Here is a 14614-nt window from a genome sequence, read left to right on the forward strand (position 1 = left end):
GCGTCGGCGTAACACTAAGAACGAAACCAGTTTCGTTCCGGTTAATTTCCCGAGTTCCGCTCTGCTTCAATCTCGCGCCATTTGGCGACATTGCGATTGTGTTCCTGCAAAGTCTCGGCAAACGCATGGCCGCCCGTACCATCGGCAACGAAGAACACGAAGTCCGTGTCATCCGGCGCAACAGCAGCTTCAAGGCTGGCCAAGCCCGGATTGGCAATCGGCGTCGGCGGCAAGCCGTCGATCTGGTAGGTGTTCCATGGCGTTGGCCTGTTCAGCTCGCTGCGACGCAGCCCGCGGCCCAACGTGCCTTGCCCTTTGGTAACGCCATAGATGACGGTCGGGTCCGTCTGCAGCCGCATCCCCTGTTTCAGCCGGTTCACAAAAACGCTGGCCACTTGCCCGCGCTCTTGCGGAACTCCGGTTTCCTTTTCGATGATCGACGCAAGGATCAGCATTTCTTCGGGGCTTGCCAGCGGCAACCCGTCCTGGCGGCTTTCCCAAACGGCGTTGATCCGCAATTGTTGCTTGTCCTGCATCGCCTGCAGAATGTCGTTACGGTCCTGACCAGCCACAACATCGTAACTGTCAGGCGCCAGCATACCCTCAGCAGGTATTTCGCTCACCTCACCTGTCAAAGCGTCAAATGCCTTCAACGCCTCGACCACCTGCCACGAGGTCACACCTTCGGCCAGTGATACGCGGTAACGCGTGTCCGCCTCATTGCGTTTCTCGGTATAGGCCTCAGGCACCTCTTCTCCCGACGGATCAAACGACGCGATTTCGACGAAATCCAAGGTCGCAGGGTTCAACTCGCGAACACGGGTCTGAGCGCGCGTCACACCGATACGATACTCAATCTCAGACCCACAGGTGCTGGCACCGCTGCTGGTGATCTCGTCGATGATCTGCTCCATCGACGCACCTTCCCGTACCAGAAAGCTACCGGCTTTCAACTGCTGCGCCCGATCCGTGTAGTCAGCGGCCATCCGAAAGATCGTGGCACTGCTGATGGCGCCCTGCTCTTCCAGCTGCTGACTGACACGCGTCATGTTCGATCCGCTTCTGACCTGAAGGCAGATTGCGGTTTCAAGCGGGCCCTCGGCCTTGTACTGGCTCTGCCCCCAAAGGATCAGCCCGCCCATCAGGAACAGGCCGACCACCAGAATGGTCAGCGCGTTCGAAGCAATGGCCCGCCACATTTAGCTGGCCTTTCCGAAGATCACGCTGGCATTGGTGCCGCCAAACCCGAACGAGTTCGACAGGGCCACATTGATCTCACGCTCACGTTTTGCGTTCGGAGCCAAATCGATCGGGGTCTCCACTGCTGGATTGTCCAGATTGATTGTCGGCGGGGCTACCTGATCACGGATCGCCAAAATCGAGAAGATCGCCTCGATCGCGCCCGCAGCACCCAGCAAGTGACCGGTTGCCGACTTGGTCGAGCTCATGGTCGCATTCCCGGCATGATCCCCCAGCAAACGCTCAACCGCGCCCAGCTCGATCGTATCTGCCATGGTCGAGGTGCCATGCGCGTTGATATAGTCCAGATCTTTTGGCTCCAGCCCCGCACTGCGCAGCGCCGCCCGCATCGAGCGTTCAGCCCCGTCGCCATCTTCTGAAGGCGCGGTGATGTGATAAGCGTCACCCGACATACCATAGCCCAGCACCTCAGCGTAAATCTTCGCACCGCGGGCCTTGGCGTGCTCATAGTCTTCCAGAATGACGATGCCTGCACCTTCGCCCATGACGAACCCGTCACGGTCCACGTCATAAGGGCGGCTGGCCGCCTTGGGGTTATCGGCATATTTGGTCGACAACGCCTTGCAAGCGTTGAACCCGGCGATGCCGATCTCGCAGATGCAGCCTTCGCCGCCACCTGCGACCATAACGTCTGCGTCACCTGCGCGGATGATACGGCTGGCGTCGCCGATAGCATGGGCACCGGTGGAACACGCCGTCACGACCGAATGGTTGGGTCCCTTGAAGCCATGACGGATCGACACCTGACCTGACGCCAGGTTGATCAGAGCACCTGGAATAAAGAACGGCGACACCCGGCGCGGGCCCTTGTCACGGATCAGATTGGCGGTGTTGGCGATCGAGCCCAAACCACCGATTCCTGAACCGATCAGAACACCTGTTCGCAGGCGGTCCTCTTCATCTTCGGGCAACCAGTTCGCATCCTTGCAGGCCATTTCTGCGGCCGCGATGGAATACAGGATGAAGTCTTCAATTTTGCGCTGCTCTTTCGGCGGCATCCAGTCATCGGGATTGAACGTTCCGTTGGTACCATCCCCGCGCGGCACCTCACAGGCGTAGGTCGTGGTGACGCCACTGCCTTCCGCATCAAAATGCGTGATAGGACCAGCGCCGGACTCTCCGTCCAACAGCCGCGACCAGGTTTCCTCGACCCCGCTGGCCAAAGGAGTGACCAATCCAAGACCGGTAACAACGACTCTGCGCATGAAGTGCCTCTTGCCTGCTTCCTGTTATGAGAACCGCTCTTACCCCGGCCCGGGGTGCGGGGGCAAGAGCAACGGCGACTTCAAGGAGGCTTCCCGCCGCCTATCACCCGAAACTATACTGTTTTCAACGATTGGAAGAGGTGCCCGCCCTTTCACGCGTCCTGCTGAAAGGGCGGAGCGGTTTATTGGAACTGTGCCACCGGCTCATGTGCCGATTTTGCCATTTCCAGAGCATCCGTCAGGTCAAGTGTCTTGTGAAACAGTGCACGCCCTACGATCGCACCCGAGATATTGGGAATATACGCCAACCGCGAGATATCGTCTGCAGTGCGCACAACCCCGCTTGCAATCACCGGAGTGCGCGAATGTCCGGCAAGCCCCGAGATCAAACCAAGCTGAGCCTCGACGTCATCCATGTCGCTGTCGATATCCGTCACCACGATGGCGGCAAACGGCGCATCTTCGAACGCGTCGATAAACGCTTCGGGCGTGAATGCGCTTTGGCTGCGCCAGCCATCCGTCATCACAAAACCTTGCCAGACATCAACCGACAGCACGATTTGATCCGGGTAAAGCTTGGCCAGTTCCTTGACCAGATTCGGCTCGCGCGCTGCCAGCGTGCCGATCACGACACGACCGACCCCTTTGTCGATCCAGCGTTCCACCTGTTCACGTGTCCGCATACCACCCGCCAACTGAACCGGAATTTCGGCCGCACGGATAATCTCTTCAATCAATTCGACGTTGGTATTTTTGCCCTCAATCGCGTCGAAATCGGTCAGGTGCATCCATTCGGCACCCGCCTCGGCCCAGCTTCGCGCTGTCTCAACCGGGTTTACATGCCAAATCATAGCGTTGTCCAAACGACCTTTGTCCAACGTGACACACCGGCCGTTCTGCAGTTCCATAGTGGGGTATATCCTCATGAGCTCGGTCCTCCGCTCAATCGCTCTGAAAATCCTCGGCAGCATACACCTGGAACGCCCTCCCAATATTACCGGGATCGGCACAGTTTGGCCATTTTGCGGCATACTGTTGAAGTGGCGGATTTACGCGAACGCAGGTGGGCCGTTGCGCCTTAACAAGTGCACCGGGGTTTCATTATACACCCCTTCACGCATCAATACATAGCCCAGCTTTTTGGCAAGCTTCTGCGACGAGGAATTCGACGCGTTCACCATCGCGACCAAAGGTCCGGGAATCACCCGGTCAAACCAGTCATGAGCAGCCTTCGCCGCCTCATATCCCAAGCCCTGCCCCTGTACCTCAGGGGCCAGAACCCAGCCTGCCTCGGGAAAGCCGTCGAAATCCTCTCCCATCCGACGGTTTCCGTAAAAGAAACCGGCCTGTCCAATCAGCTTTCGATTCGACTGCTGAAGCACACCCCATTGACCAAACCCGGCCATCTGCCAATGTCCGGCGTTGCGCAAAAATGAATCCCACGCCTCGCCACGTGAACGGGGTGAGCCGCCGATGTGCTGGACAACGCACGGGTCCCGCCAGATCTCGGCGAACCGGTCAAAGTCCTCCGGGCGCATGGCACACAGTGTCAAACGCGCGGTATTTATCATGGGAGTGGATCTTATCATGCCCTGTCCACTTTGAATTTTGCCTCAATGGAAACAGTGCGTATCCGAATATAAACGCGCAAGCATGAATTTTGAGCGGGCACAAAAAAACGGCGCCTCCGTTGCCCGGAAGCGCCGCTTTTAATCAGAAGGAAACGCTTAGGACGCTTCGCTGATGAACTTGACCGCGTCGCCGAAGGTCTGGATGGTTTCGGCTGCATCATCGGGGATTTCGATGCCGAACTCTTCTTCGAAGGCCATGACCAGTTCAACGGTGTCCAGGCTGTCTGCGCCCAGATCATCGATGAAGGACGCGTTTTCCGCGACTTTATCTTCTTCAACACCCAGGTGCTCAACAACGATCTTCTTAACGCGATCTGCGACGTCGCTCATGTCTATTCCTCATTCCTTTACAGGGCGGTCTGCCCGATTCTGCCCTTGCCCGCACGGGTTGGCTTTGATTTGCCCGTTTCGGGCGGTTTGGGTCCCGGCGAACCGGGAAGTCGAAGGCCGACCTGAACAACCGGCCCCGCATAGATGCGCCGCCTATAGCATAGTCGACGCTAGAGGCAAACGCTTTCGCGCCGCCCCTGTGGCGATCACAACATGGCCATACCGCCGTTCACATGCAAGGTGCTTCCAGTAACATAGCCGGCTTCTGGACTGGCAAGATACAGAACCGCCGCCGCAATTTCTTCGGGATCACCCATGCGACCCGCCGGAACCTTCAACAGCAGACCCTTTTTCTGTTCCTCGGTCAGCTTCTCGGTCATTGCCGTCGTGATAAAACCCGGCGCCACGGCGTTAACCGTAATTCCGCGGGTTGCAACTTCGTGCGCCAAGGCCTTGGAAAAACCAATCATTCCGGCTTTTGACGCCGCATAGTTCGCCTGACCCGGATTACCGATTACGGCCACCACGGACGAGACATTCACGATCCGACCCCAGCGTGACTTCATCATGCCCCGGATCACACCTTTGCACAGTTTCATCGTCGAGGTCATGTTCACGTCTATCACGCTCTGCCATTCCTCATCGGACATGCGCATGAACAGGTTATCCCGCGTGATACCGGCGTTGTTCACGAGGATGTCCACCGATCCCATTGCTTCGATCGCTTGCTTTGGCAACGCCTCAACGGCTTCCGGATCGCTCAGATTGCAAGGCAACACATGCGCGCGTTCGCCCAGTTCATCTGCCAGAGCCTGCAGAGGTTCGACCCGTGTACCGGACAATCCAACCGCTGCGCCAGCACCATGCAACGCGCGTGCAATATCGCCTCCGATGCCGCCCGAAGCACCAGTGATCAGCGCATTCTTACCTTTCAAATCAAACATTCGGTTTTCCTCTTGGTGCGCCGGCCACGACGCGTTTTGAGCTTACGATTCGGCCTGAATGGCCTTTTGAACATCTTCCGGGGTGCCGACAGCCTTGCCTGAAATGGCACGATCGATCTTGCGGATCATGCCGGACAGCGCTTTGCCAGCACCGATTTCCCATGTCTCAGTCACGCCTTGCGCCGCCATGAATTGCACGCTTTCACGCCAGCGAACCGAACCCGTCACCTGTTCAACCAACAACTGGCGGATCAGATCCGGATCACTGACTGCTTCGGCGCGTACATTGGCCACCAAAGGCACCGAGGGCACCTTTACTTCGACGGCAGCAAGCGCTTCCGCCATGACATCTGCCGCAGGCTGCATCAGCGCGCAGTGAAATGGGGCACTTACAGGCAACATAACGGCACGTTTTGCGCCTTTCTCTTTGGCAATCTCGGCGGCACGCTCGACAGCAGCCTTGGAACCGGACACAACGATCTGAGTTGGATCGTTGTCATTGGCAGCCTGACAGACCTCTCCCTGCGCGGCTTCTCCTGCAACGGCGCGTACCGCCTCCAGATCCAATCCAAGAATGGCCGCCATTGCACCCTCGCCTACGGGTACAGCACTTTGCATCGCCTGACCACGGGTGCGCAACAGGCGCGCGGTGTCCGCGATCGACAAAGCCCCTGCAGCTGCAAGAGCCGAGTATTCGCCCAAAGAATGGCCCGCCACAAAAGCCGCCTTATTGACCGAAACACCTTCGGTTTCCAGCGCTCGCATTGCCGCCATGGATGTTGCCATAAGAGCCGGCTGAGCATTCTGAGTCAGCGTCAAATCGGCGATGTCGCCTTCCCAGATTACGCTGCTCAGCTTTTCTCCCAGTGCCTCGTCCACTTCATCGAAGACGGCCTGTGCCGCCGGATAGGCATCGGCCAGTGCTTTGCCCATACCGATGGTCTGGGCGCCCTGCCCCGGAAAAACAAACGCGAGTGTCATTGCAACCTCATGGATAATGTCAGGTTGCGGCGGGGTGTAAACTGACTGATCGTCTGGCACAAGCACTGCCTGTGTTCTGCATTCTGGCACCTTGGCTGTGCACAAGCGCTTACTTGTGCCGACCTCCGATAACCTTAACTTGGGCGCAGCACAGAATCCCGGAGCGTTGCACCCATGGCCTCGACCAATTCCTTCTCAAGCTACGGAAGTGTCGCAAAGACGTTTCACTGGCTCACCGCGTTGCTGATCTTCACGGCCCTGCCGCTCGGCTGGATCGCGGACAACCTGGCCTACGCCGTATTGCATGCCCCCACAGCCGCAAGCGAGGCCGAAATCGCACGCGCGGCGCGCATATTCTCATTGCACAAAACCGTTGGCGTCACCGTGTTCTTCGTTGCTTTGGCTCGGATAGTATGGGCCTTCACGCAAACCAAGCCCGGCCTGTTGAATGCCGACAACAAGCCCGAGGCTTTCGCCGCCGAAACTGTCCACTGGCTTCTCTATGGGTCACTGGTGCTTGTGCCACTCACCGGTTGGGTGCACCACGCCGCAACCGAAGGGTTTGCTCCAATCCTCTGGCCCTTCGGCCAAAATCTGCCTTTTGTACCGAAATCAACCAGTGTGGCCGAGGTGACAGGCGTTCTGCATTGGCTGTTCATGTGGACGCTCGTCGGCGCGCTGGTCCTGCATGTTGCCGGAGCGTTGAAGCATCACGTCATAGACAAAGACAGCACGTTACGCAGGATGTTGCCGGGAGGGTCTGACGCACCGGAGCCTCCACGGCAGCACCATTCCCTTGTCCCCGCCGTCGCCGCGGTGGCCGTTTGGGCGCTTGCCCTCACCGGCGGCTGGGTCTCTGGCGAGTTTGCACATGAGGCCGACGATGATGGCGCCGATGTCCAACTGGCCGAGGTGCAATCAGACTGGCAGGTTCAGAACGGCACCCTGTCCATTACGATCTCGCAATTGGGCAGCCCTGTCACCGGCTCGTTCTCCGACTGGACGGCCGCAATTGCTTTTGACGAACCCACTGACCCCGGCCCGGCCGGGTCCGCCGAAGTCACGATTGCAATAGGATCTCTCAGCCTCGGAACCGTAACTGAACAGGCCATGGGGGCGGATTTCTTCGACAACGCCCAGTTTCCGACGGCCCAGTTCACAGCTGACCTTTTCAGAACCGAAAGCGGATACGAAGCACGCGGACCGCTGACAATCCGTGACAAGACGATCGATATCACACTCCCCTTTTCGCTGGACCTTCAGGACGGCACCGCGACCATGGCTGGCTCGGTTGACCTGAACCGGTTGGATTTTGACGTAGGCACATCACAGCCCACTGAAGACTCGCTCGGCTTCACCGTAACAGTGACCGTAGAACTCGCTGCGTCTCGCGGACAGTAATGCAAAAAAACCGCCGGTGATCCTATCACCGGCGGTTTTATTGTTCGTTGTCTTGCGATTATTCGGCTTTTTGCGCTTCGACCGAGATCTGCACCTGCACTTCGTCGCTGACAAACGGTGCGAACTGGCCCAAATCAAACTCACTACGGACCAGAGTTGTGGTGGCGCTAAAGCCGGCCCATGGCTTGTTTGCCATAGGGTGGGTATCAGCTTTGTTCAGTTTGGCGTCCAGAACAACGGATTTGGTCACACCATTCATGGTGAGGTCGCCAGTGATACTTGCAGTATTTTCACCAGTCACTTCGATACCAGTCGAGGTAAAGGTAATCAGATCGCCCTCGGTCGCACCAAAGAAATCTTCGGTCATGAAGTGATCTTCACGCGGTTTCCAGCCAGTGAACATTTCCAGTACCGGCATGGATACGCTTACGCTGGAGGCGGCGGGATCTTCCTGATCAAACATGATTTCGCCCTCAAAACCCGAGAACATGCCGGTTGTGGTTGAAAAGCCCAAGTGGTCATAGCTGAAGACAACCTGACTGTGGCTCGAGTCCAACACGTATTTCTCGGCGCTGGCGAATGCCGTGGTCGCCGACACGGCCAGTGCAGCAGCAAGAAGGGTGGATTTCATAACAATCTCCGCGTTTTTGTGAATGCAAACCGTCTGGGTTGCTTACAAACAAAATGTGCCGCCTATTGGCGGCACACAACCTTTTTCGAGTCACAGCATCTGTTCCTTTTTGAACAGAATAAAATTCAGCCGAAAATTGTTACGCTCTTGCTCAGCTGTCCCTTCAGCGCTCGGCTGACATCCGCCGATTCAAGGGGCAGCTTCATCAAAAGGCTTCCGTCCACATCAAACAGGTGAACTTCGTTTTCTTCAAAACGTGCGCCACCCAGCGACTCATAGCTGCGGCGCAACACCGTCTGCGGGCGCCCGTCCTCGTTCTTTTGCAGAACACGGACTTCACGACGTATCGGATCAAAATAGGCATCCGGGCGCTGATCAAGGACTTCAATCGTCAGCAAACTGACACCGACGATCAGAAACAGCATCGAGGCCACCATCTTGATCGGCCAGACATCTGCGCCAACGATCGAACCCGGCATAAGCCACATCGAAAACGCCGAAAAGATCAGGAACGCTCCTACCAACCGCGCCAGGATCAAACGGGCCTTCCAGTTTGGCGCAAAGGCGATCATTACCGGCACCGAATGCTCAAAGCGCGAGCTTGCCGCTTCTTCCCGGTATGTGTTTGTATTTGTCGCGGTCATAACACTTCACCCTTTATCAGGTTACTGTCGAATTTCAGTTTGGTCCGGGTAACGTCCGGTATGCAAAACAACTTTGAGCCGAAAAGCGTCAGCAATTGGGCGGCCCAAAGGAAAATGGGCGGCGTCTCAAAGGCACATGTGGCGGGGCTTGCTCCTGTAGTTCAAACGTGTATACGAGGCCATCCTTCGCAATCAAATGAATCGCGCAGCCTCTCGTGGCAGGGTCGCGAAGGACCGGATGGCCCCGCCTATGAAATGCGCCTTGATATAAACAGGAGTGCACATGCCACTGTATGAGCATGTAATGATCGCGCGTCAGGATCTGTCCAACGCGCAGGCGGAAAGCCTCGTCGAACATTTCGGCACCGTTCTGGCTGACAACGGCGGCAAGCTTGTCGACAGCGAGTATTGGGGCGTCAAGACGATGGCCTACAAGATCAACAAGAACCGCAAGGGCCACTATGCTTTTCTGAAAACCGATTCCCCCTCGGGTGCGGTTCAGGAAATGGAGCGCCTGATGCGTCTGCATGACGATGTCATGCGCGTTCTGACCATCAAGGTCGATGGCCACACCGATGGCCCGTCGGTTCAGATGCAGAAGCGTGACGAACGTGGCGACCGCCGCGAGCGTCGTTGATCAACGCCTGAGAAAAGGACACTAAACCATGGCCGCAAAACCATTTTTCCGCCGCCGCAAGGTCTGCCCGTTCTCGGGTGAGAACGCGCCGAAGATCGATTACAAAGACACCCGTCTGCTGCAGCGCTACATCTCTGAGCGTGGCAAGATCGTTCCATCCCGCATCACCGCCGTTTCGGCGAAAAAGCAGCGCGAGCTGGCCCGTGCTATCAAGCGCGCCCGCTTCCTCGCCCTGCTGCCCTACGCCGTGAAGTAAGGAGAGATTGACATGCAAGTTATCCTTCTCGAACGCGTTGCGAAACTGGGTCAGATGGGCGACGTCGTTGACGTAAAGTCCGGCTACGCCCGCAACTTCCTGCTGCCCCAGGGCAAAGCCCTGAGCGCATCGGACGCCAACATCGCGTCGTTCGAAGCCCAGAAAGCGCAGCTGGAAGCACGCAACCTGGAAACCAAGAAAGAAGCTGAAGCACTGGCTGAAAAGCTGGACGGACAGCAGTTCGTCGTGATTCGCTCTGCATCAGATGCAGGTGCTCTTTACGGCTCGGTCACCCCGCGTGACGCCGCAGACGCTGCAACCGAAGCCGGATTCACCGTCGACAAAAAGCAGGTTATCCTGATCAATCCGATCAAGGAGCTGGGCCTGCACTCTGTTGCAGTCAAGCTGCACCCCGAAGTCGAAGTTGAAATCAAAATGAACGTGGCGCGTTCGGAAGAAGAAGCCGAACTGCAAGCCTCGGGCAAATCGATCCAGGAACTGGCCGCAGAAGAAGAAGCAGCCGCTGAATTCGAGATCGCTGAACTGTTTGACGACATCGGCTCGGCCGCGTCCGAGGACGAAGAGCTGGCTTCGGAAGCAGCCCCTGCTGAGGAAGACGAAGCCAAAGCCTGATCCGGCGGCGTTTCGAATACTATTAAGGCCGTGCTTCAGCGCGGCCTTTTTTATGTTTCCGAGCCAAACCAGCAAATTTCAGCCCAACTCCATCCACAATCTTGCAGCAAAATACTCAGGCCATATCATTGCCACTCGAAGTCCGGAGAAATAAAATGCCCCCGTTCACCCGTCGCAATTTCTTGGCACTCTTATTGACAGCACCAATGGCTGCTTGCAGTGCAGGTGTAGTATCCAAGGCAGAAACACCGCTATTCAACCCTCCGCTTTATCCAAACGAAACGCCGGAACTTCGCGCGTCGATCAACAAATGGGCAGACCACTACCAGCTTCCGCGAGAGCTTGTTCACAAGCTGGCTATTCGCGAAAGCACACATCGCCCCTGGGCCGTCAACCGTCCCTATTACGGCCTGCTACAGATCCTTCCGGCTACCGCGCGCTCTATGGGATACACCGGAAACGCCAAAGGCCTGTTGGACGCGGACACCAACCTCGAGTTTGCCGGGAAATACCTTCGCGGCGCCTGGCTTCTGTCTGATGGCAATCAGGATCGGGCCATATTTCTCTATGCCAAAGGGTTTTACCCCGAGGCCAAAGCGCGCGGATTGTTGGTGGAAACTGGACTGAAATCCGCCAACTGACGGTGATTAGCGTCAGAAAGCCTCGTGATTTTAGCACTATTTACCGAATAGTGACAAAAATGTTCTATTGAATGTCTCAATATTTTGAAATGCGCAGACAATTAGTACCTCGCCTTGTCATGTTTAGGAAAGTGTGGTGTTCTGACTCGGTGAGGTAAACGGGTTCCACTCTGTGTTATATGCATGCTCGACGACACCATCGAGCTGTAAGATGGGCCGCAGCTAGTAGGCACCACATGGAAATTGTCGATCTGAGCACACTGCCGGATTCCGAGGTTCGTTACACCGAATTTCTAAGGCAAATCTGTGAGAAGCATGACATGGATCATGCCGCTTATGCCGGCATGAACCCTGCTGCTGGCACGGTGGCCGGCTTTGTGACGTATGACGATGCCTGGAATGAGCACTACACAAACCAGGGTCTGATCATGATCGACCCGACCATCCATATGGCCCGCCGCAGCATTGCGCCAGTGGATTGGAGCCGCTTGGAGCGCAGCCCTGACTTCCAACGTGTATTCCGGGATGCCCATGACTTTGGACTGCCCAACCAGGGCGTTACAATACCCGTGCGCGGCCCCTACGGGGATATCGGCCTGTTGAGCGCAACGCGCAACTGCAGCAAAGAGGAATGGCGCAAGCTATACACGCATGTCATCAGTGACTTGCAATCCATGGCGGTGCACATCCATGACAACGTGGTTTCGTCGGACGAATTGACCAGCGCACTGTATCATCCAACGCTCTCCAGACGTGAAACAGAGATTTTGCAGTGGGTCGCGGCAGGGAAATCGCAACAGGACATCGGCGATATTTTGTCTATTTCGCACCGAACCGTAGAAGTGCACTTGCGTTCCAGCCGAGAAAAGCTTAGTGCGCTGACCACCCCTCAGGCCGTTGGCCGGGCGATTGCAATTGGGCTTATTACCCCAAGTTAAACAAAAAAAACGCCAAATTTCGCCAAAATACGGGAAACCCCCAATAGAAAAACTCCCCGAGTCCGGTAACTTCAAGGTTACCGAACAACCACTCGAAGGGGGAAGAAATGATCATCGTGGTAGATGGCCTGAACAGACATTTGTTCAGCGAAGTTCTTGACGAAATGTTCGAGTTGAGAGCACGTGTTTTTGGGGAACGTCTAGGATGGGACGTTAACATTCAAGACGGAAAAGAAATCGACGAGTTCGATCACCTGGACCCGGCATATGTAATCGGACTAGACGACGAGGGGAATGTCGTCGCAGCCGTGCGTGCCCTCCAGACCACCGGACCTCACATGTTGTCGGATGTCTTTTCGTCGATTCTTTGTGGCGAAGCACCACTTCGCAGCGCAACCATGTGGGAATCGACCCGCTTCTGCGTAGACACGCAACGTCTCACTCGTGGCAAAGAAAAGAACTCGGTCTCATACGCAACTTGCGAGTTGATGATCGGATCTTTGGAATATGCAAAGAATGCAGGTATTCAGGACATCATCACCGTGATCGATCCGGTCATGGATCGGGTGCTGAAGCGTTCGAACTGCGCTCCATACGACTATGTCGGCAAAACAGTGCCAATGGGCAAAGTTCATGCCTTGGCCGCTCTGCTGGACTGCACGGAAGAACGCATCGCCGGCCTGCGTGAGTTTGCGGGCATTCACAACGATGTCTTTATGGACGAAGAAGAGGCGTTGGATCTGTTTGCCGCGAAGAAAGCCGCAGAACAAAACCCGGCGAACCAGGATCACAAACCACTTACCGACCTCGAGAAATACTTTGTGGAACAGATGAGCGCTGCAAAAACGGAAGCTGAACGGCAGGACGTCCTTAAGCTGATCGAAGCGCTCACGGATACTTTCACGCCAGAGCAAAGAACCGCTCTTTTAGAAACCCCCCGTGCTTTTGCTCATGAGGCCTGACCCCCTCACCTCATAGATACAAAAGCCACCCATGCGGAGCCGTCTGATTTCAGGCGGCTCCGTTTTTTTGTCCCTTCTGCTGATGAAGGGAAGGAAGAGGATTATTCCTCTTCCAGTGCCTCGACAGCTTTCTGCAGGTCGTCCTTGCTGACTTCCTTGTCAGTGACCTGAGCCAGTTCCAACACGTAATCGACAACCTTGTCTTCAAAGATCGGCGCTCGCAGTTGCTGTTGCATCTGCGCGTTCTGCTGCACGAACTCAAAGAACTGACGTTCCTGACCCGGGTACTGGCGCGCCTGGTTCATGATCGCCTGTGTCATCTCGGCGTCGGTAACTTCAACCTCGGCCTTCTGGCCCAGTTCAGCCAACAACAGGCCCAGACGCACGCGGCGCTCGGCCAGCTTGTTGTGCTCGTCCGTGGGCTCGATCGGATCGTGGTCGTGGCCTTCGACTTCAGGATTTTCTTCGTGCCACAGCTGATGCGCAATCTGCTTTGCTTCGGCTTCAACCAGCGACGGCGGCAGATCGAACGAGACTTTCTCATCCAATACGTCCAGCAGAGCACGCTTCATCACAGCGCGCGACGCGCCGGCATATTCGGCTTCCAGACGTTCTGCGATCTGGCCTTTCAGGGCTTCCAGGTCTTCGGCGCCAAATTTCTTAGCCAGTTCGTCGTTCACTTCCGCTGCAACCGGTTCTTTAACTTCCTTGATGGTGCAGGTGAAAACAGCGTCTTTGCCGGCCAGATGCTCGGCACCGTATTCCTCAGGGAACGTGACGTTGACGTCTTTTACTTCCTCGGCTTTCACGCCAACCAGCTGTTCTTCGAAGCCAGGGATGAAGCTGTTCGAGCCCAGAACCAACGGGTAATCTTCTGCCGAACCACCTTCGAATTCTTCGCCATCAACCTTACCGACGAAATCGAACACGATCTGGTCTCCGTCCTTGGCCTTCGACCCCTTGCGGCGCGCTTTGAAGTCCTGAGCGGTTTCGGCCAGGTTGTTCAGCGCTTCTTCGACGGCCGCATCATCAGCTTTGACGATCAGTTTTTCCAGCTTCACTGATTTAAGGTCGACTTCCGGGATCGCTGGCAGCGCCTCATAGGACATGGCGACTTCAACGTCATCGCCTTCTTTCCAGTCCTCATTGGTCATCTTGACCTCGGGCTGCAGCGCGGGGCGGTCACCGCTGTCTTCGAAATGCTTGTTCATGGCGCCATCGATGGTTTCCTGCATCGCCTCGCCCAAAAGGCGTTGGCCAAACTGCTTTTTCAGCAGCGCCATTGGCACTTTACCTTTGCGGAAACCTTTCATTTCGATTTCCGGCTGCGCTTCAGTCAGCTTTTCGTTGACCTTCTCGTCCAGCTCGGCTGCGGACACAACGATGTTGTAGCCACGTTTCAGACCTTCGTTCAGCGTCTCGGTAACCTGCATTATGGTAGTCCCCATAGGATTCGGGGCGCGCAAAAAGGGCGCGCCGGGCAAATTTGACGCCTTCTATTTGCCCAGCCGCCCACGCGC

Annotated in this window: 17 protein-coding genes; 7 read left to right on the forward strand and 10 right to left on the reverse strand. The window is 56.4% G+C overall.

The genetic code is table 11. The features are described from left to right. Positions 1 to 41 precede the first annotated feature (41 nt). The 7 genes from mltG to fabD form a co-directional block, all read right to left on the reverse strand. The gene (gene mltG / locus AC2FJB_RS01210) at positions 42 to 1199 is read right to left on the reverse strand and encodes an endolytic transglycosylase MltG (protein ID WP_496718563.1); all 1158 of its coding nucleotides are present in this window, start codon (positions 1197 to 1199) and stop codon (positions 42 to 44) included. Next, positions 1200 to 2465: a beta-ketoacyl-ACP synthase II gene (gene fabF, locus AC2FJB_RS01215; protein ID WP_117868615.1), complete on the reverse strand. Its 1266-nt coding sequence runs from the start codon at positions 2463 to 2465 to the stop codon at positions 1200 to 1202. A 182-nt stretch (positions 2466 to 2647) separates the two neighbouring features. Further along, on the reverse strand, positions 2648 to 3391 hold the full coding sequence (locus AC2FJB_RS01220; protein ID WP_496718564.1) for a 1-(5-phosphoribosyl)-5-[(5-phosphoribosylamino)methylideneamino]imidazole-4-carboxamide isomerase: 744 nt from the start codon (positions 3389 to 3391) through the stop codon (positions 2648 to 2650). Between the two features lie 123 nt (positions 3392 to 3514). Continuing rightward, positions 3515 to 4054 (reverse strand): GNAT family N-acetyltransferase, encoded by a 540-nt coding sequence (locus AC2FJB_RS01225; RefSeq protein WP_117868613.1) that lies wholly within the window; start codon positions 4052 to 4054, stop codon positions 3515 to 3517. Between the two features lie 138 nt (positions 4055 to 4192). Further along, a complete protein-coding gene (locus AC2FJB_RS01230; RefSeq protein WP_008756330.1) occupies positions 4193 to 4426 on the reverse strand; it encodes an acyl carrier protein in 234 nt (77 codons plus the stop codon). Between the two features lie 206 nt (positions 4427 to 4632). Continuing rightward, positions 4633 to 5370 (reverse strand): 3-oxoacyl-[acyl-carrier-protein] reductase, encoded by a 738-nt coding sequence (gene fabG, locus AC2FJB_RS01235; RefSeq protein WP_117868612.1) that lies wholly within the window; start codon positions 5368 to 5370, stop codon positions 4633 to 4635. A 42-nt stretch (positions 5371 to 5412) separates the two neighbouring features. Then, positions 5413 to 6351 carry an ACP S-malonyltransferase gene (gene fabD / locus AC2FJB_RS01240; protein ID WP_496718565.1) on the reverse strand — a complete coding sequence of 313 codons (939 nt, stop codon included), beginning with the start codon at positions 6349 to 6351 and terminating at the stop codon, positions 5413 to 5415. Positions 6352 to 6525: 174 nt separating this feature from the next. On the opposite strand from fabD, the gene AC2FJB_RS01245 reads away from it, so the two are divergent. Next, a complete protein-coding gene (locus AC2FJB_RS01245; RefSeq protein ID WP_496718566.1) occupies positions 6526 to 7752 on the forward strand; it encodes a cytochrome b/b6 domain-containing protein in 1227 nt (408 codons plus the stop codon). A 58-nt stretch (positions 7753 to 7810) separates the two neighbouring features. Here AC2FJB_RS01245 and AC2FJB_RS01250 read toward each other — a convergent pair whose 3' ends face one another. Together AC2FJB_RS01250 and AC2FJB_RS01255 are read right to left on the reverse strand one after the other, a co-directional pair. Next, on the reverse strand, positions 7811 to 8383 hold the full coding sequence (locus tag AC2FJB_RS01250; RefSeq protein ID WP_496718568.1) for a YceI family protein: 573 nt from the start codon (positions 8381 to 8383) through the stop codon (positions 7811 to 7813). Positions 8384 to 8508: 125 nt separating this feature from the next. Next, a complete protein-coding gene (locus tag AC2FJB_RS01255) occupies positions 8509 to 9027 on the reverse strand; it encodes a hypothetical protein (RefSeq protein WP_117868609.1) in 519 nt (172 codons plus the stop codon). A gap of 283 nt (positions 9028 to 9310) precedes the next feature. On the opposite strand from AC2FJB_RS01255, the gene rpsF reads away from it, so the two are divergent. The 6 genes from rpsF to AC2FJB_RS01285 all read left to right on the forward strand — a co-directional run bounded on the left by rpsF (position 9311) and on the right by AC2FJB_RS01285 (position 13094). Continuing rightward, on the forward strand, positions 9311 to 9664 hold the full coding sequence (gene rpsF, locus AC2FJB_RS01260; protein ID WP_117868608.1) for a 30S ribosomal protein S6: 354 nt from the start codon (positions 9311 to 9313) through the stop codon (positions 9662 to 9664). A 28-nt stretch (positions 9665 to 9692) separates the two neighbouring features. Continuing rightward, positions 9693 to 9920 carry a 30S ribosomal protein S18 gene (rpsR, locus tag AC2FJB_RS01265; protein WP_005608650.1) on the forward strand — a complete coding sequence of 76 codons (228 nt, stop codon included), beginning with the start codon at positions 9693 to 9695 and terminating at the stop codon, positions 9918 to 9920. 12 nt (positions 9921 to 9932) lie between these two features. Continuing rightward, a complete protein-coding gene (gene rplI / locus AC2FJB_RS01270) occupies positions 9933 to 10553 on the forward strand; it encodes a 50S ribosomal protein L9 (protein ID WP_117868607.1) in 621 nt (206 codons plus the stop codon). Between the two features lie 206 nt (positions 10554 to 10759). After that, a complete protein-coding gene (locus AC2FJB_RS01275; RefSeq protein WP_254683785.1) occupies positions 10760 to 11194 on the forward strand; it encodes a lytic transglycosylase domain-containing protein in 435 nt (144 codons plus the stop codon). Positions 11195 to 11430: 236 nt separating this feature from the next. After that, positions 11431 to 12132 carry an autoinducer binding domain-containing protein gene (locus AC2FJB_RS01280; RefSeq protein WP_117868605.1) on the forward strand — a complete coding sequence of 234 codons (702 nt, stop codon included), beginning with the start codon at positions 11431 to 11433 and terminating at the stop codon, positions 12130 to 12132. A 107-nt stretch (positions 12133 to 12239) separates the two neighbouring features. After that, positions 12240 to 13094, forward strand: coding sequence for an acyl-homoserine-lactone synthase (locus AC2FJB_RS01285; protein WP_496718569.1), 855 nt, complete (start codon positions 12240 to 12242; stop codon positions 13092 to 13094). Positions 13095 to 13195: 101 nt separating this feature from the next. On the opposite strand, the gene tig is transcribed toward AC2FJB_RS01285, so the two are convergent. Further along, a complete protein-coding gene (gene tig, locus AC2FJB_RS01290; RefSeq protein WP_496718675.1) occupies positions 13196 to 14527 on the reverse strand; it encodes a trigger factor in 1332 nt (443 codons plus the stop codon). Positions 14528 to 14614: the final 87 nt, after the last annotated feature.

The sequence above is a fragment of the Ruegeria sp. CDSC085 genome, from assembly GCF_059610465.1.